Annotated in this window: 21 protein-coding genes; 17 read left to right on the top strand and 4 right to left on the bottom strand. The window is 66.9% G+C overall.

The features are described 5' to 3' along the window. The first annotated feature begins 158 nt into the window (after positions 1-158). The 5 genes from AC07UK_RS33410 (at position 159) to AC07UK_RS33390 (ending at position 5092) form a co-directional block, all read left to right on the top strand. The gene (locus AC07UK_RS33410; protein ID WP_436222682.1) at positions 159-1880 is read left to right on the top strand and encodes a proline--tRNA ligase; all 1722 of its coding nucleotides are present in this window, start codon (positions 159-161) and stop codon (positions 1878-1880) included. Between the two features lie 5 nt (positions 1881-1885). Beyond that, positions 1886-2629 carry a lytic transglycosylase domain-containing protein gene (locus AC07UK_RS33405; protein ID WP_013958050.1) on the top strand — a complete coding sequence of 248 codons (744 nt, stop codon included), beginning with the start codon at positions 1886-1888 and terminating at the stop codon, positions 2627-2629. Then, on the top strand, positions 2626-3519 hold the full coding sequence (locus AC07UK_RS33400) for a 2OG-Fe(II) oxygenase (protein ID WP_436222681.1): 894 nt from the start codon (positions 2626-2628) through the stop codon (positions 3517-3519). Before AC07UK_RS33405 ends, AC07UK_RS33400 begins: the two co-directional genes overlap by 4 nt. A gap of 8 nt (positions 3520-3527) precedes the next feature. Continuing rightward, on the top strand, positions 3528-4346 hold the full coding sequence (locus AC07UK_RS33395) for an AraC family transcriptional regulator (protein ID WP_494693905.1): 819 nt from the start codon (positions 3528-3530) through the stop codon (positions 4344-4346). Between the two features lie 83 nt (positions 4347-4429). Continuing rightward, positions 4430-5092 carry a LysE family translocator gene (locus AC07UK_RS33390; RefSeq protein WP_436222679.1) on the top strand — a complete coding sequence of 221 codons (663 nt, stop codon included), beginning with the start codon at positions 4430-4432 and terminating at the stop codon, positions 5090-5092. A 52-nt stretch (positions 5093-5144) separates the two neighbouring features. Here AC07UK_RS33390 and AC07UK_RS33385 read toward each other — a convergent pair whose 3' ends face one another. Continuing rightward, positions 5145-5669, bottom strand: a complete 525-nt coding sequence (locus AC07UK_RS33385; protein WP_436222678.1) for a GbsR/MarR family transcriptional regulator — start codon at positions 5667-5669, stop codon at positions 5145-5147. Here AC07UK_RS33385 and AC07UK_RS33380 point away from each other — a divergent pair. From AC07UK_RS33380 to AC07UK_RS33370, 3 genes are all read left to right on the top strand, one after another. Beyond that, positions 5668-6093 carry a hypothetical protein gene (locus AC07UK_RS33380; protein WP_436222677.1) on the top strand — a complete coding sequence of 142 codons (426 nt, stop codon included), beginning with the start codon at positions 5668-5670 and terminating at the stop codon, positions 6091-6093. The two genes, AC07UK_RS33385 and AC07UK_RS33380, sit on opposite strands and share 2 nt — an antisense overlap. Next, positions 6090-6551: a type II secretion system protein gene (locus tag AC07UK_RS33375; RefSeq protein ID WP_436222676.1), complete on the top strand. Its 462-nt coding sequence runs from the start codon at positions 6090-6092 to the stop codon at positions 6549-6551. Before AC07UK_RS33380 ends, AC07UK_RS33375 begins: the two co-directional genes overlap by 4 nt. A gap of 106 nt (positions 6552-6657) precedes the next feature. Continuing rightward, entirely contained in the window at positions 6658-7281 is a 624-nt protein-coding gene (locus AC07UK_RS33370; protein WP_436222675.1) for a LysE family translocator, read from the top strand. 88 nt (positions 7282-7369) lie between these two features. On the opposite strand, the gene AC07UK_RS33365 is transcribed toward AC07UK_RS33370, so the two are convergent. Both AC07UK_RS33365 and ffh read right to left on the bottom strand, forming a co-directional pair. Beyond that, entirely contained in the window at positions 7370-7912 is a 543-nt protein-coding gene (locus tag AC07UK_RS33365; RefSeq protein ID WP_494687842.1) for a hypoxanthine-guanine phosphoribosyltransferase, read from the bottom strand. A 53-nt stretch (positions 7913-7965) separates the two neighbouring features. After that, the gene (ffh, locus tag AC07UK_RS33360; protein WP_436222674.1) at positions 7966-9360 is read right to left on the bottom strand and encodes a signal recognition particle protein; all 1395 of its coding nucleotides are present in this window, start codon (positions 9358-9360) and stop codon (positions 7966-7968) included. 132 nt (positions 9361-9492) lie between these two features. Between ffh and AC07UK_RS33355 the strand changes: the two genes are divergently transcribed. The 8 genes from AC07UK_RS33355 to AC07UK_RS33320 all read left to right on the top strand — a co-directional run bounded on the left by AC07UK_RS33355 (position 9493) and on the right by AC07UK_RS33320 (position 20500). Then, the gene (locus AC07UK_RS33355) at positions 9493-10431 is read left to right on the top strand and encodes a cytochrome C assembly family protein (protein ID WP_436222673.1); all 939 of its coding nucleotides are present in this window, start codon (positions 9493-9495) and stop codon (positions 10429-10431) included. A 6-nt stretch (positions 10432-10437) separates the two neighbouring features. Then, the gene (locus AC07UK_RS33350) at positions 10438-10731 is read left to right on the top strand and encodes a PP0621 family protein (protein ID WP_436222672.1); all 294 of its coding nucleotides are present in this window, start codon (positions 10438-10440) and stop codon (positions 10729-10731) included. Further along, entirely contained in the window at positions 10728-12833 is a 2106-nt protein-coding gene (locus AC07UK_RS33345; protein WP_494687841.1) for a sensor histidine kinase, read from the top strand. Before AC07UK_RS33350 ends, AC07UK_RS33345 begins: the two co-directional genes overlap by 4 nt. A 25-nt stretch (positions 12834-12858) precedes the next feature. Continuing rightward, complete coding sequence (locus AC07UK_RS33340) at positions 12859-14484, top strand: sigma-54-dependent transcriptional regulator (protein ID WP_494687840.1); 1626 nt, start codon at positions 12859-12861, stop codon at positions 14482-14484. Next, the gene (gene ampD / locus AC07UK_RS33335) at positions 14481-15098 is read left to right on the top strand and encodes a 1,6-anhydro-N-acetylmuramyl-L-alanine amidase AmpD (RefSeq protein WP_494687839.1); all 618 of its coding nucleotides are present in this window, start codon (positions 14481-14483) and stop codon (positions 15096-15098) included. The genes AC07UK_RS33340 and ampD overlap by 4 nt, the downstream gene beginning before the upstream one ends. A 494-nt stretch (positions 15099-15592) precedes the next feature. After that, the gene (locus AC07UK_RS33330) at positions 15593-18526 is read left to right on the top strand and encodes a ribonucleoside-diphosphate reductase subunit alpha (protein ID WP_494687838.1); all 2934 of its coding nucleotides are present in this window, start codon (positions 15593-15595) and stop codon (positions 18524-18526) included. Positions 18527-18671: 145 nt separating this feature from the next. Then, positions 18672-19856, top strand: a complete 1185-nt coding sequence (locus AC07UK_RS33325; protein ID WP_013958036.1) for a ribonucleotide-diphosphate reductase subunit beta — start codon at positions 18672-18674, stop codon at positions 19854-19856. 278 nt (positions 19857-20134) lie between these two features. Beyond that, positions 20135-20500 (top strand): hypothetical protein, encoded by a 366-nt coding sequence (locus AC07UK_RS33320; RefSeq protein WP_494687837.1) that lies wholly within the window; start codon positions 20135-20137, stop codon positions 20498-20500. Positions 20501-20689: 189 nt separating this feature from the next. Here the strand turns inward: AC07UK_RS33320 and dsdA are convergent, their stop codons facing one another. Then, positions 20690-22030, bottom strand: coding sequence for a D-serine ammonia-lyase (dsdA, locus tag AC07UK_RS33315; protein WP_494687848.1), 1341 nt, complete (start codon positions 22028-22030; stop codon positions 20690-20692). Between the two features lie 98 nt (positions 22031-22128). On the opposite strand from dsdA, the gene AC07UK_RS33310 reads away from it, so the two are divergent. Then, positions 22129-23103, top strand: a complete 975-nt coding sequence (locus AC07UK_RS33310; protein ID WP_436223111.1) for a LysR substrate-binding domain-containing protein — start codon at positions 22129-22131, stop codon at positions 23101-23103. Positions 23104-23197 lie beyond the last annotated feature (94 nt).

The following is a 23197-nucleotide window of genomic DNA, read 5'->3' as shown; positions in this document are numbered from 1 at the left end:
TATAAAGGAAGCGCGCAGCCGGGCCCGGACCGGGGGATGCTGGTTTTCCCCGAGCGGAAGGGCAGTTTCAGGCGCGTGCACACAATTCAGTGCCGCCGGCCCCCGGATTTTGCCGGGACGGATTTTCCCGAACCTAGCGGCCCAGAGAGAAATTACGGATGAAAGCCTCGCAATTCTTCATTTCCACCCTCAAGGAAGCGCCCGCCGACGCGGAAATCGTTTCGCACAAGCTGATGATGCGCGCCGGCATGATCAAGAAGCTGGGCGCCGGCATCTACAACTACATGCCGATCGGGCTGCGCGTGATCCGCAAGGTGGAGAACATCGTGCGCGAGGAAATGAACCGCGCCGGCGCGGTGGAGCTGTCCATGCCGGTGATCCAGCCGGCCGAGCTGTGGCAGGAAACCGGCCGCTGGGACAAGATGGGCCCCGAGCTGCTGCGCCTGAAGGACCGCCATGAGCGCGACTTCGCGGTCCAGCCGACCTCGGAAGAGGTGGTGACCGACATCGCCCGCTCGGAAATCCGCAGCTACAAGCAGCTGCCGGTCAATTTCTACCAGATCCAGACCAAGTTCCGCGACGAGCGCCGGCCGCGCTTCGGCATCATGCGCGGGCGCGAGTTCACCATGAAGGATGCCTATTCCTTCGACCGCGACACGGACGGCCTGCGCAAGTCGTACGAGAACATGTACGACGCCTACGTGCGCATCTTTCGCCGCTTTGGCCTGGAATTCCGCGCCGTGGCGGCCGACAACGGCGCCATCGGCGGCTCGGGCTCGCATGAGTTCCATGTGATTGCCGACACCGGCGAAGACGCCATCGTCTACTGCCCGACCTCGGACTACGCCGCCAACATGGAGGCCGCCGAGGCGCTGCCCCTGCTGGCCGAGCGCGCCGCGCCCAAGGAAGACCTGGTCAAGACCTTCACCCCGGAAAAGGTCAAGTGCGAGCAGGTGGCGGAATTCCTGAACATCCCGCTGGAGCGCAACGTCAAGTCGATCGTGCTGGCCAAGGACACCGAAGCCGGCGCCGAGGTCTGGCTGCTGCTGATCCGTGCCGACCACGAACTGAACGAGGTCAAGGCGTCCAAGGTACCGGGCCTGGCCGACTTCCGCTTTGCCACCGAGAACGAGATCGTCGACGCCTTCGGCTCGCCGCCGGGCTACCTGGGCCCGATCGACATGAAGAAGCCGGTCAAGGTGGTGGCCGACCGCACCGTCGCCAACATGAGCGACTTCGTCTGCGGCGCCAACTACCGCGACTACCACTACACCGGCGTCAACTGGGGCCGTGACCTGCCCGAGCCGATCGTGGCCGACCTGCGCAACGTGGTCGCCGGCGACGCCTCGCCGGACGGCCAGGGCACGCTGGAAATCTGCCGCGGCATCGAGGTGGGCCACGTGTTCATGCTCGGCACGCGCTATTCCGAGTCCATGAACGCCACGTTCCTGGACGAGAACGGCAAGACCCAGCCGATGCAGATGGGCTGCTATGGCATCGGCGTCACCCGTATCCTGGGCGCGGCGATCGAGCAGAACTTCGATGAGCGCGGCATCATCTGGCCGGCCGCGATCGCGCCGTTTGCGGTGGTGATCTGCCCGGTGGGCTACGACCGCTCCGAAGCCGTCAAGGCCGAGGCCGACCGCATCCATGCCGAGCTGCTGGCCGCCGGCGTGGACGTCATCCTGGACGACCGCGGCGAGCGCCCGGGCGTGATGTTTGCCGACTGGGAGCTGATCGGCGTGCCGCACCGCGTGGTGGTGGGCGACCGCGGCCTGAAGGAAGGCAAGGTCGAGTACCAGGGCCGGCGCGACGCGCAGGCCACCGCCGTCAGCGTGGCCGATGTGGTCGGCCACGTGCGCAGCCAGCTGGCGAACTGAGCCCCATGCGCGCCGCCCGCGGCATGACTGACGCCGCCCGCCGCTGCGCGGGCGGGTTGCTGCTGGCCCTGGCGGCCATGGCAGCCCACGCCGGCGCGCAAAAGGAAGAAGACCTGGCCGACTCCGTGCGCGGCGCGCTGGCCGCCGCCATCGCCGATGACCGGCCCACGCGGCCGGTATTTGCGTCCGGCGGCGAGCGCCTGGCCTACCTGAAATGGCTGGGCGAGATGTCCGCCCGCCTGGCCTCGCGCATCCCCGAGCCGCAGGTGCGCGTGGAACTGATCGAGGTGGCCTACTACGAGGCCAAGCGCGCCGGGCTGGAGCCTGCGCTGGTGCTGGGACTGGTCCAGGTCGAGAGCAACTTCCGCAAGTACGCGATCAGTTCGGCCGGTGCGCGCGGGCTGATGCAGGTGATGCCGTTCTGGGTGCGCGCCATCGGCGACAGCGACCCGCGCAAGCTGTTTCACCTGCAGAGCAACCTGCGCTACGGCTGCACCATCCTGCGCTATTACCTGGATCGCGAGCAGGGCGACCTGTACCTGGCGCTGGGCCGCTACAACGGCAGCCGCGGCCGCCCCGAATACCCGAACGCGGTGCTGGCGGCGTGGAAGCGCTGGCAGTATTCCGAAGCCACGGTCACCGTGGCCGGCGATCCCGAGATCGCGCCGTCGCGCCCGCGCGCACCGGTGTCCGAGCCGCCTGCCCGCAACCCGTTCTCGTCGCAACGCGTGGCCGCCAATCCGTCATGATCCGCGAAGCCTCCGTTGCCGGCGGCAAGACCGGCTACACCGAATCCTCGCCCGAACTTGAACAATGGCTGGCCCGGCATATCGCCCAGGGCTTTGCCGCCGATGCGCTGGTGTTGTCGATGCTGCGCTCGGGCTATGACGAGGCGTTTGCGCGCCGGGCCGTGGCCGCGGCCTTTGCACAAGGCGCCGATGGTGCCGCGCCGGCCAGGCCCGCGCCGGCCCGCCCTGCCGCCGTCGCCGGCACGCCCGCGGTCTACGCTGCCGATGGCGGCGACCGCCAGGTGCCGATCCTGTTCCGACTGGCGTCGCCGCAGGTCCAGTTGTTCCAGCAACTGCTGACCGACGACGAGTGCGATGCCCTGGTGGCGCTGTCGCGCGGCCGCCTGGCGCGCTCGCCGGTGGTCAACCCCGATACCGGCGACGAGAACCTGATCGACGCCCGCACCAGCATGGGCGCGATGTTCCAGGTGGCCGAGCACGCCCTGATCGCGCGCATCGAGGCGCGCATCGCCGCCGTCACCGGCGTGCCCGCCGAGCACGGCGAAGGGCTGCAGATCCTCAACTACAAGCCTGGCGGCGAGTACCAGCCGCACTTCGACTACTTCAACCCGCGGCGCCCGGGCGAGGCGCGGCAGCTGTCCGTCGGCGGGCAGCGCATCGCCACCGTGGTGATCTACCTGAACACGCCCGAGGCGGGCGGCGCCACCGCGTTCCCGCGCGTGGGGCTGGAGGTGGCGCCGGTCAAGGGCAATGCGGTGTACTTCAGCTACCTGCTGCCCGACGGCACGCTGGACGAACGCACGCTGCACGCCGGCCTGCCGGTGGCGTCCGGCGAGAAGTGGATCGCCACCAAATGGCTGCGCGAACGCCCATACCGCAGCGAGGGGTGAGCCACCCCATGGCCGCGCCTGCCGCCACCCGCTGGTGGGCCGATCCCGCGCTGCCGTTTGCCGAAAGCCGGCGCGCCAGCCACAGCAGCGCCAGCTACCTGCCGCATACCCATCCCACCCTGTCGGTCGGCGCCGTCGACAGCGGCACCAGCCGCTTTGCCTGCGGCGACGATGCGGCGCTGACCGGTCCCGGCGCGGTGGTGGTGATCCCGGCGGGCCAGGTGCATGCCTGCAATCCGGTGCCGGACGGGCGCTGGAGCTACCAGATGCTGCATTTCGATCCGGCATGGGTCGCCTCCGTGCTGGATGAGGACGGCGCGGCACGGACCGCGCTGCCGGCGTGCGTGACGGAATCGCCCCCGGTCTACGGGCTGGTCTGCGGGCTGAACCATGCGCTGTTCTCGGCTGCGGACAGCGTCGAGAAGGAGGCCGCGCTGGTTGCCTTCATCGGCGACCTGCATGCCGCCATCGATACCGGCGCGGCCACGCAGACAATGCCGGCGCCCGTTGCCGTCTCCGCGCGGATGGCGCAGCTGTGCGAGTTGCTGCGCGCACGCCACGCCGAACGGCTGCCGCTGGCCGAACTGGCGCACGCCTGCGGCCTGAGCCGCTACCACCTGATCCGTGCCTTCCGCGCCGAGACCGGCATGACGCCGCACGCCTACCAGCTCGACCTTCGCATCCAGCACGGGCGCCGCCTTCTGCGGCAGGGCGCGGCGCTGGCCGAGGTAGCGCTATTGCTGGGCTTTGCCGACCAAAGCCACTTCCAGCGCGCCTTCAAGCAGCGCGTGGCAATGACGCCGCGCGGCTACCAGCGCGCTGCCTGACCCGGCCTGCCGCCACCGCAACTTTCTTCAAGACCGATCGCATCCCGGCGTACGACACTGCTGGCTCTTCACGGAGGGTCGGCATGGACATGGCTTTCGATCTCGGCGCGCGCGCGCTGCCCTGGCAGCAGTTCGCCATGGTGGCCGGCGCGCATGCGCTGGCGCTGCTCAGCCCGGGGCCGGATTTTTTCCTGGTGGTGCGCAGCGCGCTGGTGCACGGGCCGCGGCGCGCCAGCGGCGTATGCCTGGGCATTGCGCTCGGCAATGGCGTCTTTATCGGCCTGGCGCTGGCCGGGTTTGCCGCGATGCGCGACTATCCGCTGCTGTTCGCGGCATTGCAGTGGGCGGGCTGCGCCTACCTCGCATGGCTGGGCTGGCGGCTGCTGCGCGCCAGCGGCGAACTGGCCATTCCCGCGGCGGACGGCGCCGCGCGTGCCGCGCCCGCGCCGTGGCTCACCCAGCTGGCCAGCGGGTTCCTTTCCGCCGTCCTGAATCCCAAGAACGGGCTGTTCTATGCCAGCCTGTTTTCGGTGCTGGCTGCCAGCCGTACGCCACCCGTGGTGCAGCTCGCCTACGGCGCATGGATGTTTGCCGTGGTGCTGGGCTGGGACCTACTGGTGGCGCATGGCATCGGGCATCCGGCGGTGGCGGCGCGCTTCGGGCGCTCGGTGCGGTGGGTGGAGCGGCTGACCGGCGCCGTGCTGTGGCTGCTGGCGCTGGCCGTGGCCTGGCACGCTGCCCGCTGAGTGTCACGGCGGCTCCGGCGCGGCGCCGTGGCGCAGTGCGCGCCGCAGGACCTCATCGTCCAGCCGCTGCATGCCGTGCATCCAGCCGCCGAGCAGCGTCAGCAACTCCAGCAGTGCATCGATGCGCGCCAGCAGGTGGGGGGGCGTCCTCGGCCGCGCCGGCTTCCTGCCGCAGCGCGCGCAGGGCCCGCAGCGCCGGGTCGATCTCGCGGCGCTTGCGCTCGGCGGCCAGGGTGCGGAAGCTGACCCAGACATCGGCGGGCACGCGCAGGTATTCGCGCCGGTCGCGCGGAACATCGGCCTGGGAAGGGCGGGTCAGGTTCCAGGAGTCCAGTTCCCTTAACCCCACGCTGATATTTGAGCGCGAGCGGCTCAGCGCCTGCGCGATCTCGTCGGCATTCAGCGGCCGCGAGGCGATATAGAGCAGGCTCAGGATCTGGCTGGCGGTGCGGGACAGGCCGCACTGGCTGCCCAGGTCGCCAAGGTGCGCAATCAGAAGTTGGGCAAGCGGTGACAGGTGCATGGTGTGGTGGTGCGGCCCGCCGCGCGCGGCCCGGCTGGCGGATGTTGCGCGCATGATCGATGACGCCCTGCAGGAGAGCGCTCCGGGTTTGGCCGTGCTCGCCACGGCCGGCGTGCCGGACGCACCGCCCAATCTGTTCCCCGCCTTCAGCTGGGCACCGCGGCCAGCGCCGGCGCCACCACCGGTGGCAAGCCCGACCCCCAAGGCTCGCCCCGGCCCGCCGCCGATGCCCTTTCAGGTGTCGGCTATGTGGCGCTACCAGGGCCAGCAACCGGTGATCGCGATGCAGGCCTTCGGCAACACCTACCTCTTGTCCGAGCGCTGCGGCGTGCTAGGCCACCACGGCGTAGGCGCGGTGCTGGAGCGCGAGTACCGCATCGACCGGATCGCGCAGAGCGGGGTCACGCTGACCTACCTGCCGATGCGGCATGTGTCCGTGGTGCCGGTGACGCCGCGCACGGCCGCGGGGAGTCAATGATGGGCCTGCCGCTGTCATGGGGCCTGCTGGTTGTGATGGCGCTCGCGCTGGCCATCCTGGGCGTGATGCTGAGCCAGTTCGGCGTGCTGTGGGCCACGCAGGACCGGCGCGCGCGCGAGGCTGACCTGCTCGCGCACGGCAGCGAGATCTGCCGCGCAATCGGCGCCTACTACGATGCCAGCCCGGCCGGGCAGTACCCGAAGCGCCTTGACGAACTGGCACTCGATCCGAGGCAGCCGGTGGTCGCGCGCTACCTGCGCCGGGCCTGGCGCGACCCGCTGCCGAAAGGCGGCGAGTGGGGCATCGTCCCCGGCCCGGACAACGGCATCGTCGGCGTGTACCGCCAGGCCCCCGGCACGCCGTTGCGCGTGGCCGGCTTTGCGCCCGACAATGCCGGGTTTGCCGGCAAGGGCAGCTACCAGGAGTGGATCTTTGTCCATCAGCCGGAAGGAAACTGACCCGCAGCCGGCGGCATCCCTGTATCGGCGTATTTTCGTCAAAGTGTACCGGTACTGTACCGTTCGCTGACCGTAGACTGATTCCCTGAATGCCCTGGAGTCAGTCATGGAAGTATCCCAACTCGCCGCCGGAACCGGTGTTTTTGCCGCGTTTGCCGGCTTTGCGCTGGTGTCGTCGATCACCCCCGGTCCCAACAACACGATGCTGCTCGCCTCGGGCGTGAACTTCGGTTTCATGCGCACGGTGCCGCACCTGCTCGGCGTCAGCATTGGCTTTGCGCTGATGGTGGGGCTGGTCGGGCTCGGGCTGGGATCGCTGTTCCACGCCTTCCCGTGGACCTGGCAGGTGCTGCGCGTGGTGGCGACGGTCTACCTGATATGGCTGGCGTGGAAGCTGGCCACGGCCGGCGGCGTGCAGGACCAGCAGGTCAAGCGGCCGATGGGCTTCTGGGCCGCGGCGGCGTTCCAGTGGGTCAATCCCAAGGCGTGGGTGATGGCGGTGGGCGCGTGCAGCACCTATGTGCTGCACGGCAACCTGTGGCTCAACGTGCTGCTGCTGGCGGGGATCTTCGGGGTGGTCAACCTGCCCAGCGTGGCGATGTGGGCGCTGTGCGGCTCGGCGCTGCGGCGCTGGCTGGCGCGTCCGCGGGTGCTGCGCGCCTTCAATATCGGCATGGCCGTACTGCTGCTGGCCTCGCTGTGGCCGATCCTGGCGCCGCACCAAGCGTAAGCGAAAGGGCTGATCCCTTTCCATGAACCGATTGCGTACTCCCTCTCCCGCAAGCGGGAGAGGGGAGCAAACCGAGAGGCGACCTAAATCAAACCAGCGCGCGGATCGAGTCCAGGTTGCGCCAGTAGCCCTTGGCGTCCATCCCGCACCCAAAGACATAGCGGTCCGGCACGGCAAAGCCGCAGAAGTCCGGGTGCATGGGCTTGATCTTGGTCAGCGTCTTCTCGCACAGCACCGCGGCGTGGAATTCCTTCGCGCCCATGTCCATGATGCGCTCGCGGATCGCGGCCATGGTCTCGCCTTCATCCAGGATGTCGTCCAGCACCAGCACCACGCGGTCCTTGACCGACTCGCGCGGGGCCACGCGCCATTGCATCTCGCCGCCCACGGTCTTGTTGTTGTAGCGCGAGAGGTGGATGTAGTCGAACTCCAGCGGGAAGGCCAGCTTGGGCAGCAGCATGCCGGTGAAGACCACCGCGCCGCCCATCACCGACAGCACCAGCGGGAAGGCATCGCCCATCTTGGTGGTGATTTCCGCGGCCATGCGGTCCAGCGACGCCTGGACTTCCGCGGCGGAGACGATTTCCTCGGAGTTGGCCCACAGCTCGCGGGCCTGTACGGCGCTCATCATGATGTCTTTCCTGTTCTTTTGCGGGGAGGCAAGTCGGGTTGCGCAGGCGGATTCTAGCGGTTGAAGAGGCCCTTCATGCCGCCCTTCATCGCGCCCATCTGGCGCATCATCTTCATCATGCCGCCGCCCTTGAGCTTTTTCATCATGGACTGCATCTGGTCGAACTGGTTGAGCAGGCGGTTCACTTCCTGCACCGGCACGCCGGCGCCCGCGGCAATGCGGCGCTTGCGGCTGGCCTTGATCAGCTCGGGCTTGGCGCGCTCGGTGGGCGTCATGCTGTTGATGATGCCTTCCATGCGGGCCACCTGCTTTTCCGCCTGGTCCATGTTGGCGCCCTGCGCCTGCTGGGCGAACTGCGCCGGCAGCTTGTCGACCAGGCTGCCCAGGCCGCCCATCTTCTTCATCTGGCCGATCTGGGCCTTGAAGTCTTCCAGGTCGAAGTCACCAGTCTTCTTGATCTTCTTGGCCAGCTTCTCGGCCGCTTCCATGTCCACGCCGCGCTGGGCTTCCTCGACCAGCGCGAGGATGTCGCCCATGCCCAAAATGCGCTGGGCCATGCGGTCGGGGTAGAAGGGCTCCAGGCCGTCCAGCTTCTCGCCGACGCCGACAAACTTGATCGGGCGGCCGGTGATATGGCGCACCGACAGTGCCGCGCCGCCGCGCGCATCGCCGTCCAGCTTGGTCAGCACCACGCCGGTCAGCGGCAGGGTGTCGTTGAAGGCCTTGGCGGTGTTGACCGCGTCCTGGCCCAGCATGGCGTCGACCACGAACAGGGTTTCGGCGGGCTTCAGCTCGGCGTGCAGGGCGGCGATTTCCTGCATCATCAGCTCGTCGATACCCAGCCGGCCGGCCGTGTCGACGATCAGTACGTCGTGGTAGTGCTTGCGCGCCCAGTCCACCGCCGCGCGGGCGATGTCCACCGGCTTCTGCTCGGGCTGCGACGGGAAGAAGTCAGCGCCGACTTGCTCGGAAACCGTCTTCAGCTGCGCGATAGCGGCGGGGCGGTAGACGTCGCACGAGACCGTCAGCACCTTCTTCTTTTTGTTTTCCTTGAGCCACTTCGCCAGCTTGCCCACGGTGGTGGTCTTGCCGGCGCCCTGCAGGCCGGCCATCAGGATGATGGCGGGCGGCTGCACGGCCAGGTTCAGCTCGGCTTCCTTGTTGTTGCCACTGGCCGCGTCGGCGCCGCCGATCACGGCGGTCAGCTCGCGCTGGACCACGCCGACCAGGGCCTGGCCCGGGGTGAGGCTGCTGACAACCTCCTCGCCCATGGCCTTTTCCTTCACGCGGGCAACGAATTCGCGCACGACCGGCAGCGCCACGTCGGCTTCGAGCATGGCAAGGCGCACTTCGCGCAGCATCTCGGCGGTGTTGGCCTCGGTCAGGCGCGCCTCGCCGCGCATGGTCTTGACCACACGCGCCAGGCGTTGAGTGAGATTGTCCAGCATGGCAGGAATCGGGGGAGAAGTCGGAGCAGGGCTCGGGGCTGAAATTCGGAGGCAGTCCGGCACACGGGGCGGACCTGGAACACCGATTCAACCGGCCGCCACCGTCCGTGGGCACTAAGGTAAACTGCGTAAATGGTCATTGTACTGTATGCCCTGACGGCACTTCTCTATTGCGGCCTGGCCTATCACGGCTGGGCCACGCGCCATCCACGCGTTGCCACCGCTGCCGGCCAGGCAGGGGGGGCGACCTCGGCCGTGCTGGTGGCCGGCGGCGGCCCCATCCCCCCGGCGGGCGGCGCGCACGGCGAAGGGCGCCCGGCCTGGTGGCACGTGCTGATGCTGGCGGCGCTGGCCAGCCACGGCATGCTGCTGCATGAAACCATCTTCCCGGCCGAGCGCATGATGTTCGGCTTTGCCTTTGCGCTGTCGGCCATGCTGTGGCTGGGCGTGGGCATCTACTGGATAGAAAGCTTCTTCTTCTCGCTGGCGGGCCTGGGGCTGATCGTGATCCCGGTGGCGCTGGTGGCCAGCCTGATGCCGCTGGCCTTCCCCGGCTCGCAGATCCTGGGCTACGCGGCGCGGCCGCTGTTCAAGCTGCATTTCATCATCGCCAACGTGGCCTACGGGTTGTTCACGCTGGCGGCGTTCCACGCCTTCCTGATGCTGCTGGCCGAACGGCGCCTGCATGGCTTCCGGCACGCGCCGGCGCGGCCGCCGGAGCAGCAACCCAGCGAATGGCTGGGCCGCTGGCTTGATCTGCTGCCGCCGCTGCTGACGCTGGAGAAGCTGCTGTTCCGGCTGATCGGGGCCGGCTTTGTGCTGCTGACGCTGACCATTGCCTCGGGCCTGCTGTTCTCTGAAGAGCTGTTCGGCCGCGCCTTCCGGCTGGACCACAAGACGGTGTTCGCGCTGATCTCGTGGGCCATGTTCGGCGGCATCCTGGCCGGGCGCATCTTCCGCGGCTGGCGCGGCAAGGTGGCGCTGCGCTGGGTCATCGCCTCGTTCGGCATCCTGCTGCTGGCCTATGTCGGCAGCCGTTTCGTGATTGAAGTCGTCCTGCATCGTCTCTGATTCCCCATGGCACGTATCCTGATCCTGCTGGCCGTGGTGCTGGGCGTCATCTGGTGGCTGCGCGCCCGCGCCGAGGCCCGGCTGGCTGAACACCGCGCCCGCCAGGCCAGCGAGCGCACTGGCGCCGCCGGCCCGGCCGAGGGCACCGCCGAACCCATGGTCCAGTGCGCCCAGTGCGGCGTGCATCTGCCGCAGGGCGAGGCCATTGCCTGGCGCGGCCTGCACTACTGCCGCCGCAGCCATCTGCCTGACGAAAGCCGGGCCGAGGGCGGTGACGGCAGCAGCGGTCCCCGCCCATGACAGAGCCGGCGTCGTCGGGCTGGCAGCGGCTGAACGCCTGGCGCGGCCTGGCCCAGCTGTGGCGCCAGCCCGAACCGCCTGACTTCCACTGGCGCCTGCTGCGCTATTTCTGCTGGACCCGCGTGGCCGTGGGCCTGCTGCTGGTCGGCTTTGCGCTGATGCGGCGCGGCGAGCCGGCATCCGTCACCGCCGTCACCAATACGATCCCGCACGTGCCGTTCGACCTCGGGGCCCTGGGCGGCATCGAGCACGCGGCGGCCATGACCATCGCCGTGCCCTATCTCGGCATTGCCCTGGCGATGCTGGCCGGCACGCTGTGGCGCCGGCACTTCCATCTGCGCGTGCGGGTGCAGGTGCTGGCCGACCTGGCCCTGCTGGCGCTGGTCTTCAGCGTGCTGGGGCGGGGCGGGCAGGCCGAGGGCCTGGCCATGATCTTCCTGCTGCCGGCGCTGGAAGCCGGCGCGCTGACCAGCCTGCTGTTCGCGCTGTTTGCCGCGGCGATCTCCGCGCTGGTGGTGATGAGCGGGCCCTTCATGCACACCATCCTGCTGCGCCAGGCCGATGCCGGGCTGCTGGGCTCGGGCCTGTTCGGGCTGGTGTTCATGATCGCGGCGCTGCTGATGTATATGCTGGCCAACCGCCAGATCGCGCAGGAGCGCCTGGCGCTGGCGCGCGAGCAGGAGCTGCGCCTGCAGCAGCTGGTCAACCGGCTGATGGTCAACGACATGCAGGACGGCGTGATGCTGGTGCGCGCCAACGGCGCGGTGGTGGCGGCCAACCCCGCGGCGGTGGTGCTGCTGGGCGTGCAGCCGCATGAGCGCATCTACTCGCGCCGGCTGGGTGGTGCGGCAGGGCAGGGCGGCGAAGCGGTGCTGTTCGACCTGCGCCGCATCCCGCGCCTGCAGCCGCTGATGGAGATGCTGCGCGACTGGCTGCACAGCAAGGACGACGTGCCGCGCATCCTGCAGCTGCTGCCGATGGCGTCCGGCACCGCGCTGGCCGACGGCACCATGCAGCACACCCGGCTGCGGCTGCGCTTTGTGCTGCCGGGGCTGGCAGGATTGCGTTCGACCATGGCGCATGGCCGCACCGTGCCGGCCACGCTGGATACGGCCGCCTGGAGCGAACTGTCGCCCGAAGCCGCCGGCCGCCTGCGCCTGGCCATCGCCCAGAACGAGGCCATGGCCTGGTCGCAGGAGGATGAGGCCCTGTTGCGCAACGAGATGCGCGACACCGTGCTGGTCCATATCGAAAGCTGGGAACGCATCGCCGAGCAGGTGCAGCAGGAAAAGCTGGCCGCCATGGGCCGGCTGGTGGCCAGCATCGCGCACCAGATCCGCAACCCGCTGGCGGCAATCAGCCAGGCCAGCGAGCTGCTGGGAGACTCCGGCCGGCGCGACCCTGCCGCGCAGGACCATGGCGGCGCCGACGTCGATATCGACGCCCGCCTGCTGCGCATCATCAATGACAACGTGCGCCGGCTGGACCAGGTGGTGTCAGACGTGCTGCAGATGTCGCGCCGCCCGCGCACCGGCCGCAGCACCGTGCACCTGGCGCAGGCGCTGCCCGAGATCGTCGAGCGCTGGCGCGCCGAAATGCGCTCTCGCCGCCCGCGCGCCGGCGAGACCCGCCCGGTGGGCCGGGCCGACATCAACGCCAATGCCATCCGGCTGACCGTGGACGTGGCCCAGCCGGTGGTGTTCGACGCCTCGCAGCTGCAGCAGGTGCTGGGCAACCTGCTGGACAATGCCTGGCGCTACTGCAGCCGGCTGCCGGGCTCGATCCGGCTGCTGGCGCATGCGCTGGACCAGCACCATGCCGAGCTGATCGTCTGGAACGACGGCGCCGAGGTGGCGCGCGAGCACCAGCGCAGCCTGTTCGAACCCTTCTTCACCAGCAACCCCCAGGGCACCGGGCTGGGCCTGTTCATGGCGCGCGAGCTGTGCGGCGCCAATGACGCCCAGGTGCGCTACGGCGCCATCGCCTTGCCGGCGCTGCTCGAGCGCACCGGCATGCTGACCCCCGCCGCGCGCGATACACTGCCGGCCAAGGCTTTCGTGCTGACGCTGCGCATCGAGAGTGCCGATGCGGCCGCCGCCTGACCTGTCCCAACCCAGCCACCACCCCATGCCACCCCGAATGTCCCGAGCGCCCGATCCCATCCTGGTCATCGACGACGAGGCCGACCTGCGCGAGCTGCTGGACATCTCGATCCGCCGCATGGGCCATGACGTGGTGCTGGCCGGCTCCCTGGCCGAGGCGCGCGAGAAACTGGCGCAGGGCCGCTACAGCCTGGTGCTGACCGATATGCGCCTGGGCGACGGCCTGGGCATCGAGATCGTGCGCCAGCTGTCGGCCGCGCCGGAGCGCATCCCGGTGGCGGTCATCACCGCCTACGGCAGCGCCGACAACGCCGTGGAAGCACTCAAGGCCGGCGCCTTCGACTACATCGCCAAGCCGGTATCGCTGGAGCAGCTGCGCAGCCTGGTGTTGAACGCGCTGGGCCGCCAGCAGCGCGACAGCACCGATGCCGAAGCCGCCGCGGCCGAGCAGGCCGCCGACCGCGCCGCGGCCCTGCTGCCCGGCCATTCCGCCGCCATGCAGGAGGTGCGCCGCTCGCTGTCGCGGCTGGCGCGCAGCATGGCGCCGGTGGTGATCAGCGGCGAATCCGGCAGCGGCAAGGAGCGCGCCGCGCGCGCCATCCACGCCACCAGCGGGCGGGCCGCGCATCCCTTTATCGCGGTCAACTGCGGCGCCATCCCCGAGAACCTGATGGAGTCCGAGTTCTTCGGCCATGTCAAAGGCGCCTTCACCGGTGCCGACGGGGAGCGCGGCGGCTTCTTCCAGGCCGCCAACGGCGGCACCCTGCTGCTCGACGAGGTGGCCGACCTGCCGCTGCCGATGCAGGTCAAGCTGCTGCGCGCGCTGCAGGAGCGCCGCGTGCGCAAGATCGGCGCCAGCCGCGAAGACGCCGTCGACGTGCGCGTGATGTGCGCCAGCCACAAGGACCTGGCGGCGATGGTGGCGGCCGGGCAGTTCCGGCAGGACTTGTATTACCGGCTGAACGTGCTGGCGCTGCGCATGCCCACGCTGCGCGAGCGCGGCGAAGACATTCCGGTGCTGGCGCGCGCCATCCTGGACCACCTGGCGGTGCGCTACGGCGACCCGCGCCCCAAGCGGCTGTCGCCGGCGGCGCTGCAACGGCTGGCGGCTTATCCGTTCCCCGGCAACGTGCGCGAGCTGGAGAACCTGCTGGAGCGCGCCTACGCCTTTGCCGAGAGCGAAGAGATCGAGCTGGCCGACCTGGGCCCGCTGGACGCCGGCGCCGAGCGCGCCGGGCTGCTGCATGCCCCCGCGCCGGCGATGGCGCCCACTAACTATTACGCCCCCTGGGGCGCCGCAGGCATGTGGGCGCCGGTGCCGCCGGCCGCCGCGCCCGCGCCGGCCCTGGCAGAGCAGCCACCCGTGGCACCGGCCCCGGCCAGCGCGCCCGAACCCGAGCCCGCCGGCGACCCCGCCGAACGTGCCTGCCGCGGCATCGTCTTCCCGATCGACCTGCCAGCCAGGCTGGAAGCCGTGGAGCGCGAGCTGATCCTGCAGGCGCTGGCGCAGACCAACTTCAACCGCACCGCGGCCGCGCCGCTGCTGGGCCTGAACCTGCGCCAGCTGCGCTATCGCATCCAGCAGCTGGGCATTCGCGAAGCCATGGACGCCGCCGACCGCGGCGCCGTGGAAGGCGAGGGCACGCCATGAGCAAGCCCGCGCACCGCTACTTGCCCGATGCCGACGGCTGGGTCCCCGCCGCGCGCCGCGTGCCGTCGCCCAATTTCGATGAGCGCCCGGCCGGCATGCCGGTGGACCTGGTGGTGCTGCACAACATCAGCCTGCCGCCCGGCCAGTTCGGCAGCGGCGACATCGAGGCCTTCTTCCAGAACCGGCTCGATCCCAATAAGCACCCGTTCTTTGCCACCATCCACCAGGTGCAGGTGTCCGCGCACTTCCTGGTTACCCGCGAAGGTGAGCTGGTGCAGTTCGTCCCGTGCACGCAACGGGCCTGGCACGCCGGGCAGTCGGACTTTTTCGGCCGCGCCCGCTGCAACGATTTCTCCATCGGCATCGAGATCGAGGGCTGCGACGACCTGCCGTTCACCCTGGCCCAGTACGACACCGTGGCCGCGCTGGTGCCCGCGCTGCTGGTCGCCTACCCGGTGCGCGCGATAGCCGGCCACAGCGACATCGCCCCGGGGCGCAAGACCGATCCCGGCCCGCATTTCGACTGGGCGCGCTTCGCCAGGCAGGCAGGCGTGGCGCCGGGCATGTTCCCCTACCAGTGCCCTGGCGCGGCTGGCCAGGTGACGAATCCTTAACCTCATTCCCCATCCCCGTGCGCCCCGTTCCGGCGCACATGCCCTACCTCGGGGTGGGGCTATCGCAACCTCGCAACAATCAAAAAAATTTTTGTGAAATGTGCAGTTGCGAACGGTCTGGCGAAAACCCTTGCGAGTATTAGGCTTGCGGGCATGTGGCGCTGCCGCATCGGCGCAACCGCCCCCGAAATAGCGCTTGTCAAGACTGGTCATTCGGATTCGTTTCACTATACTTAGCCCAGTTTCACGCGTCACACACTATATCTAGTAGTCAAACCGGGGAGCCGGCCCAAGGGCGAGTCAGGGATCACGAAGTTTCGTGCATCGTCTCGAAACCGCCCGCTAAGGCCAGCGAATCACAAGAGTCCCTGGCGAAATGTTCACGTAAAGGCAGTCTGTCCGCCCCGACTTCACGCCGGGAGGGATGTTCTTTTCGCCGCATTTCGCCAGGGACTCTTTTGTCTCTTATTTCCAGGGTAAAAACAGGAGTTCTCATGCAAACGGCCCAGAACGAAATCACCACGGGTGGCGCCGCCGCCGGTATTGCACCGACCGCGCAGCAGACCCCCGCCAACGCCGCCAATACGAACTACCCGGATCACAAGATCATTCGACGCAACGGCGCCGTGGTGGCTTTCGAGCCGTCCAAGATCGCCGTTGCCATGACCAAGGCCTTCCTCGCCGTGAACGGCGGGCAGGGCGCGGCGTCCGCGCGTGTGCGCGAGATCGTCGAGCAACTGACTGACAACGTCGTGCGCGCACTGGTGCGCAGCCGCCCCAACGGCGGCGCCATCCATATTGAAGACGTGCAGGACCACGTGGAACTGGCGCTGATGCGCTCGGGCGAACATGAAGTGGCCCGCGCCTACGTGCTGTACCGCGAGAAGCGCAAGGACGAGCGCGCCCAGGCCAACGCCCAGGCCGTGGCCCGCGTGCAGGAAGGCGGCATCTCGGTCAACGTGACCGATGGCGGCGTCACGCACGTGCTGGACATCGCCGCGCTGCACGCCCTGATCGACAACGCCTGCAGCGGCCTTGGCAACGCAGTGAGCGCCGAGCCGATCCTGAAGGAAACCCTGAAGAACCTGTACGACGGCGTGCCGATGACGCAGGTGTACGACTCCGCCATCCTGGCCGCGCGTACCCTGATCGAAAAGGACCCGGACTACAGCCAGGTCACCGCCCGTATCCTGCTGCACACCATCCGCAAGGAAATCCTGGGCACCGAAGTGACCCAGTCCGAGATGTCCAGCCGCTACGCCGAGTACTTCCCCAAGTTCATCGCCCGCGGCATTCAAGCCGAACTGCTGGACGAACAACTGGCCACCTACGACCTGGCCCGCCTGGGCGCGGCGCTGGACGCTGGCCGCGACTTCCAGTTCAACTACCTGGGCCTGCAGACCCTGTACGACCGCTACTTCCTGCATATCGATGAAACCCGCATCGAAATGCCGCAAGCCTTCTTCATGCGCGTGGCCATGGGCCTGGCGCTGAACGAGAAGGACCGCGAAGCGCGCGCCATCGAGTTCTACCAGCTGCTGTCGTCGTTCGACTTCATGTCGTCCACGCCGACCCTGTTCAACTCCGGCACCCGCCGCTCGCAGCTGTCGTCGTGCTATCTGACCACCGTCTCCGACGACCTGGAAGGCATCTATGAAGCGCTGAAGGAAAACGCGCTGCTGTCCAAGTTTGCCGGCGGCCTGGGCAATGACTGGACCAACGTGCGCGCGCTGGGCTCGCACATCAAGGGCACCAACGGCAAGTCGCAAGGCGTGGTGCCGTTCCTGAAGGTGGTCAACGACACCGCCGTGGCGGTGAACCAGGGCGGCAAGCGCAAGGGCGCCGTCTGCGCCTACCTGGAAACGTGGCACCTGGACATCGAAGAATTCCTGGAACTGCGCAAGAACACCGGCGACGACCGCCGCCGCACCCACGACATGAACACGGCCAACTGGATTCCGGACCTGTTCATGAAGCGCGTGATGGAAGCCGGCGAATGGACCCTGTTCTCGCCCGCCACCTGCCCGGACCTGCACGACAAGGTCGGCAAGGAATTCGAAAAGGCCTACCTGGCCTATGAAGCCAAGGCCGCCAGCGGCGAACTGAAGCTGTTCAAGAAGCTGCCGGCGCTGCAACTGTGGCGCAAGATGCTGGGCATGCTGTTCGAGACCGGCCACCCGTGGATCACCTTCAAGGATCCGTGCAACATCCGCAGCCCGCAGCAGCACGTGGGCGTGGTGCACAGCTCCAACCTGTGCACGGAAATCACGCTCAATACCAATGAGAGCGAGATCGCCGTGTGCAACCTGGGCTCGGTCAACCTGGTCGCCCACATGACCAGGCAAGCCGACGGCACCTACGCGCTGGATCACGCCAAGCTGCAGAAGACCGTGCGCACCGCCATGCGCATGCTCGACAACGTGATCGACATCAACTACTACGCAGTTGAGAAGGCACGCAATTCCAACCTGCGCCACCGTCCGGTCGGCATGGGCATCATGGGCTTCCAGGACTGCCTGCACGTGCTGCGCACGCCGTATTCCAGCGACGCTGCCGTCAAGTTTGCCGATACCTCGATGGAAGCGGTGTGCTACTACGCCTACAAGGCTTCGACCGAGCTGGCCGAAGAGCGCGGCCGCTACAGCACCTATGAAGGCTCGCTGTGGGACCGTGGCATCCTGCCGCAAGACTCGCTCAAGCTGCTGGCCGAAGAGCGCGGCGGCTACCTGGATGTCGACATGTCCGCCACCATGGACTGGGACGCGCTGCGCGCCCGCATCAAGCAGCACGGCATGCGCAACTCGAACTGCATCGCGATCGCCCCGACCGCGACCATTTCGAACATCATCGGCGTGTCGGCCTGCATCGAGCCGACCTTCCAGAACCTGTATGTCAAGTCCAACCTGTCGGGCGAGTTCACCGTGGTCAACGACTACCTGGTGCGTGACCTGAAGGAACGCGGCCTGTGGGACGAGGTGATGGTTGCCGACCTGAAGTACTTCGACGGCTCGCTGTCGCGCATCGACCGCATCCCGCAAGACCTGCGCGACATCTATGCCACCGCGTTCGAAGTGGAACCGACCTGGCTGGTGGAAGCCGCCAGCCGCCGCCAGAAGTGGATCGACCAGGCCCAGTCCCTGAACATCTACATGGCCGGCGCTTCGGGCAAGAAGCTGGACGACACCTACAAGCTGGCCTGGCTGCGCGGCCTGAAGACCACCTACTACCTGCGCACCATGGCTGCGACCCACGTGGAGAAGTCCACCGTGTCGCGCGGCTCGCTGAACGCAGTGTCGTCGGGCAGCGACAGCGGCTCCGCCCTGGACGCAGCCGCCGCATCGGCCCCGGCCATGCCGGAAGCCGAAGGCGCGGTCTGCACGATGCGCCCGGGCGACCCTGGCTTTGAAGAGTGCGAAGCCTGCCAGTAATCACGAAGTAACCAACTGCCCCGGGGTTTGCTCCCCTCTCCCGCCCGCGGGAGAGGGGCCGGGGGAGAGGGCCGGCGCCACCACGAAGTGACAAGTCAAACCTGACCACCCGCCGCCCCCAAATCGAATCACGGAGAACCACATCATGCTGAGCTGGGACGACGACGTTCAAGCCACCCCGCAGGCCGCACCGCAGCCTGCCCTGCAACCCGCTGTTGCCGCCACGGCCGACCAGCAAGGCGTACTGCCGCCGGCCGCCACGCAGCCCGGCATCCTGGGCGACAACCCCAATGCCGCCGCCGCGCAAAGCAACCGCCGCGTCAACGCCGCCGACAAGCGCGTGATCAACGGCTCGACCGACGTCAACCAGCTGGTGCCGTTCAAGTACAAGTGGGCGTGGGAAAAATACCTGGCCGGCTGCGCCAACCACTGGATGCCGCAGGAAATCAACATGTCCCGCGACATCGCCCTGTGGAAAGACCCCAACGGCCTGACCGAAGACGAGCGCCGCATCATCAAGCGCAACCTCGGCTTCTTCGTCACCGCCGACTCGCTGGCCGCCAACAACATCGTGCTGGGCACCTACCGCCAGATCACCGCGCCGGAATGCCGCCAGTACCTGCTGCGCCAGGCCTTTGAAGAGGCCATCCACACCCACGCCTACCAGTACATCGTGGAGTCCCTCGGCCTGAACGAAGCCGAGATCTTCAACGCGTACCACGAAGTGCAGTCGATCCGCGACAAGGACGAGTTCCTGATCCCGTTCATCGACACGCTGACCGACCCGTCGTTCAAGACCGGCACGCCGGAAAATGACCAGAAGCTGCTGAAGAGCCTGATCGTGTTCGCCTGCATCATGGAAGGGCTGTTCTTCTATGTGGGCTTTACGCAGATCCTGGCGATGGGGCGGCAGAACAAGATGACTGGCGCTGCCGAGCAGTATCAGTACATCCTGCGCGATGAGTCGCTGCACTGCAATTTTGGTATCGACCTGATCAACCAGATCAAGCTGGAGAACCCGCATCTGTGGACGGCGGAGTTCAAGGCTGAGATTACTGAGCTGTTCAAGAAGGCGGTTGATCTGGAGTATCGCTATGCTGAGGATACGATGCCGCGTGGGGTGTTGGGGTTGAATGCGCCGATGTTTAAGGGGTATCTGCGGTTTATTTGCAATCGGCGGTGCCAGCAGATTGGGTTGGATCAGTTGTTCGCGAATGAGGAGAATCCGTTCCCGTGGATGTCTGAGATGATTGATCTGAAGAAGGAACGGAACTTCTTTGAGACGCGGGTTATTGAGTATCAGACGGGTGGGGCGTTGAGCTGGGATTGATGTTGTTGTTGTTGACGGAACGATGAAGAATGGGAGCCACCTAGCTCCCATTTTTTTTCGCTATCGAGGCAGTCTTCGCCAACCAAGACGCGATCGCGCACGATGAAGCGGAATACCAGTCCCTCGTCCAAGCAGTACGCAAGGACGTCGATTCTGTTGGTGCCATAAGGGAAGCGACCCTCAGGCGGATACTTGAATGGAAATCCGCCCGCACCAAGGGCCATATGCACTGGTGGAACTACGGTCTCTACATCGAGACTGTGAGGGACTGTCTCTCAATGCACGAGGATGATCGACTGGACGCCATCTGCAAATTGCCGGGTGTTCGAGAGCGCGTTGGATCGATAATTCTGCAATTCATCTATCCGGACACCTACCCGATTTTCTACATTCGAACCCTGGAAGCGCTCCGCTATCTTGGCGCCGACCTCGGGAAATCCTTCAGTGTGGACAACTACTATCGATTTCGCGAGTACCTCATCTCGACCCAAGTGGTGCTGAACAGGTGGACTCTCCGCGAATTGGATCGCGCAATCTTCGCCTTTCATAAGCGCAGCCCGGAGATATTCGGTGCCACACTGGGCAATGGCCGCCGTGCCCAATCGACGATGCATCCTCACTACTGTCCGAGATCGGGAGCCTAGCGCCCCACGTCGCAACAGCCGTTGGATCCCGCCGTCATTCGACATCGGCGCCGCCGTCGAACCGCACCTCATCCCACAAGGGCCAAAACTCTCCGACGAGCTTTTCACGCCGACACGGGCGAAAGCCTGGCGTGCTGCTCCATGAAAGTGTCTCCTTGTATTGTGGGGGGGGGCGCGACGACAAGAGGGTCAGGCTGCCTGTTGCATTGCGCCAGAAACATGGCCGGCCAGCGTTGCGGCGTAATCCTGGAACCGGCGAAGCTCCTCGGACGGGACGAGCGAGCCGCCGGTGGCCCAGATCACATGCGTGGCGTCGTGCATGTGCAATCCATGATCGCGCACATACGCCTGGCCCTCGGGCGAGCGGCGCAGCCAGCCCGGGCCTCCGATGCCGGCGGCCGCTGACGGCTCGACTTCCACGCCCATCGAGGTCTTGAGCGCGAGCAACTGAACGTAGAGTTGATCGTCGGGGACGGTGAACACGCCGGCGAGTTGGGAAGCCATCAGCGGGCTGACCAGATGGGATGCCTGGCCGACGGCGAGGCCATCGGCGTCGGTCCGGTTATCCAGGCCGATGTCGTAGACGGATACGGGAGCTTGCGCACCTGAGGCCAACTGCACCAGTACGCACGGCGAGGCCACGGGCTCGGCGAAGAAGCAGTGCACATGTTCGCCGAACAATGCCTTGAGCCCGTAAGTGATACCACCGGGTGCGCCGCCGACACCGCAGGGCAGATAGACGAAGAGCGGATGCGCGGCATCCACGACGCGGCCGGCTTCGGCCAGCTGGCGCGCCAGGTGGCGTGCCGCGGCAGCGTATCCGAAGAAGAGCAGGGCGGAGCGCTCGTCATCAACAAAATGGCAGCGCGGCGCTGCCAGCGCCAGCTCCCGGCCCGCTGCCACGGCCTCAGCGTAGTCGCCTTCATGTTCCACCACGCGTACGCCGCGTTTGCGCAGGCGGTCCTTCTTCCACGCCTTGGCGTCCGCGGACATATGTACAACCGCATCGAACCCGAGAGCAGCCGCCATCACGCCGATGCTCAAGCCGAGGTTGCCCGTGCTGCCGACCGTCACCGAGTATTGCGAGAACAGCGCGCGCGCTGCCGCCGTCGCCAGCAGGCGGCGATCACCCTCCGGCTTCAGGACACCGTGCTCGATCGCGATGGATTCGGCAATCGCCAGCACTTCATGAAAGCCGCCGCGAGCCTTGATGGAACCGGCAATCGGCAGTTCGTCGTCCCGTTTGATGAACCATGTCCCCACCGCGCCATCGTTGCCGACGATCGCGTGTTGGAGTGCGGTGGCCGGCATCAATTGCGATTCCACTTGCCCATGGCTTGAACCCAGTTCGGGAAACAGCGTCGCCATGAGCGGTGCACAGCGCGCAAGGCGCGCCTCGGCCGATGCGATCAGTTCCGTCGATGGGGCGGAAGCCGGCAGGGGTTGCCCCAGCCTCGGATTCAGCCAAAGCAGCGGTTGTCTCGATTGAAGCATTGCTAATAGATCACGAGTGAGCGGCAGGGTGGCCATCACGTCCTTCTCCAAGGAATTCCTTATGAACCGTGATCGTAGACGACGTAGTCGTGCAAAAATAGCGATCGTTTCTAACGCATGCATTAGTCAGGCTAATACGAATGCAGCTCGATTCCTCTGTTCTCGGCGCGCTGCGGTGTTTCGAAGCCGCGGGGCGCTTGCTGAGCTTTACCAAGGCCGCCGAATCGCTGAGCCTCACTCAAAGCGCGGTGAGCCAGCAGATTCGCCATCTGGAAGACCGTCTCGGCTACGTGCTCTTCGTGCGCCAGCCGCGCAACTTGAAACTGACGCCAAAGGGTGAGGCTCTGTTCGAGACGACCACGCGCGCACTGCACGAGATCCAGCAGACGATCCAGCGACTCGGCCTGCCAAATGCGCCTTTGCAGGTCAATTGCCTGCCGTCATATGCGCTGCAATGGCTGATGCCGCGCCTGACTGAGTTCCACCGCGAGCAGCCGGACGTATCCGTGCGCCTGAAAGCCGAGTTCCAGGCCCTGGACAGGCAATCGATGGAGGCGGAAGACATTGACGTGGCAGTGCGTTACGACCCCGTCCGCTACAGCCAGTTGCAAGCTGACGTTTTGCTGGACGAGTACCTGATTCCGGTGGCCACACCTGAGTACCTCACCCAGCATCCTGGGCTATCTGACGGGGCTTCGCTCGACGGCGTCGTGTTGCTGCATGACGCATCGCCGTGGGTCGGCGCAGCCGAGTTTGTGGAATGGCGGACATGGCTTGAGGCCTTTCACCCGACATGGATTGCGCATCTGGAGGGGCCGCAATTCAATCTGTCGAGCCTTGCCATCAGCGCGGCGTTGAACCACCAGGGGGTGGCGATGGGGCGTACGGCCCTGGTCTATGACGAGATCAGGAGCGGACGGCTGGTGAATGTGTTCGGCAAGCACGTACGCGCGCCGGCGCGCTACATGCTGCTTTCTCGTAATCCTGAGGATAGGCGCGTGACCATTTTCTCGGCGTGGCTCAAGGCAGAGTGTGCGCGCTTCGATAGCGCGCGAATGGAGTTGCTTTCACTGGATGGAGTACCGCGAAGAGCCGGGTTGGGGCGTTGATTCGATAGCCCCTTGGAAGAGAGAGCCCTTCCAGGCCAGGCTTGACGAGATTGCGGAGAAGCGGATAGATTGACGCAACCATGAGCCGCCGTCC

This window comes from Cupriavidus sp. GW821-FHT07C08 (assembly GCF_059419025.1).
This window is presented reverse-complemented; position numbering and strand designations above follow the sequence as displayed.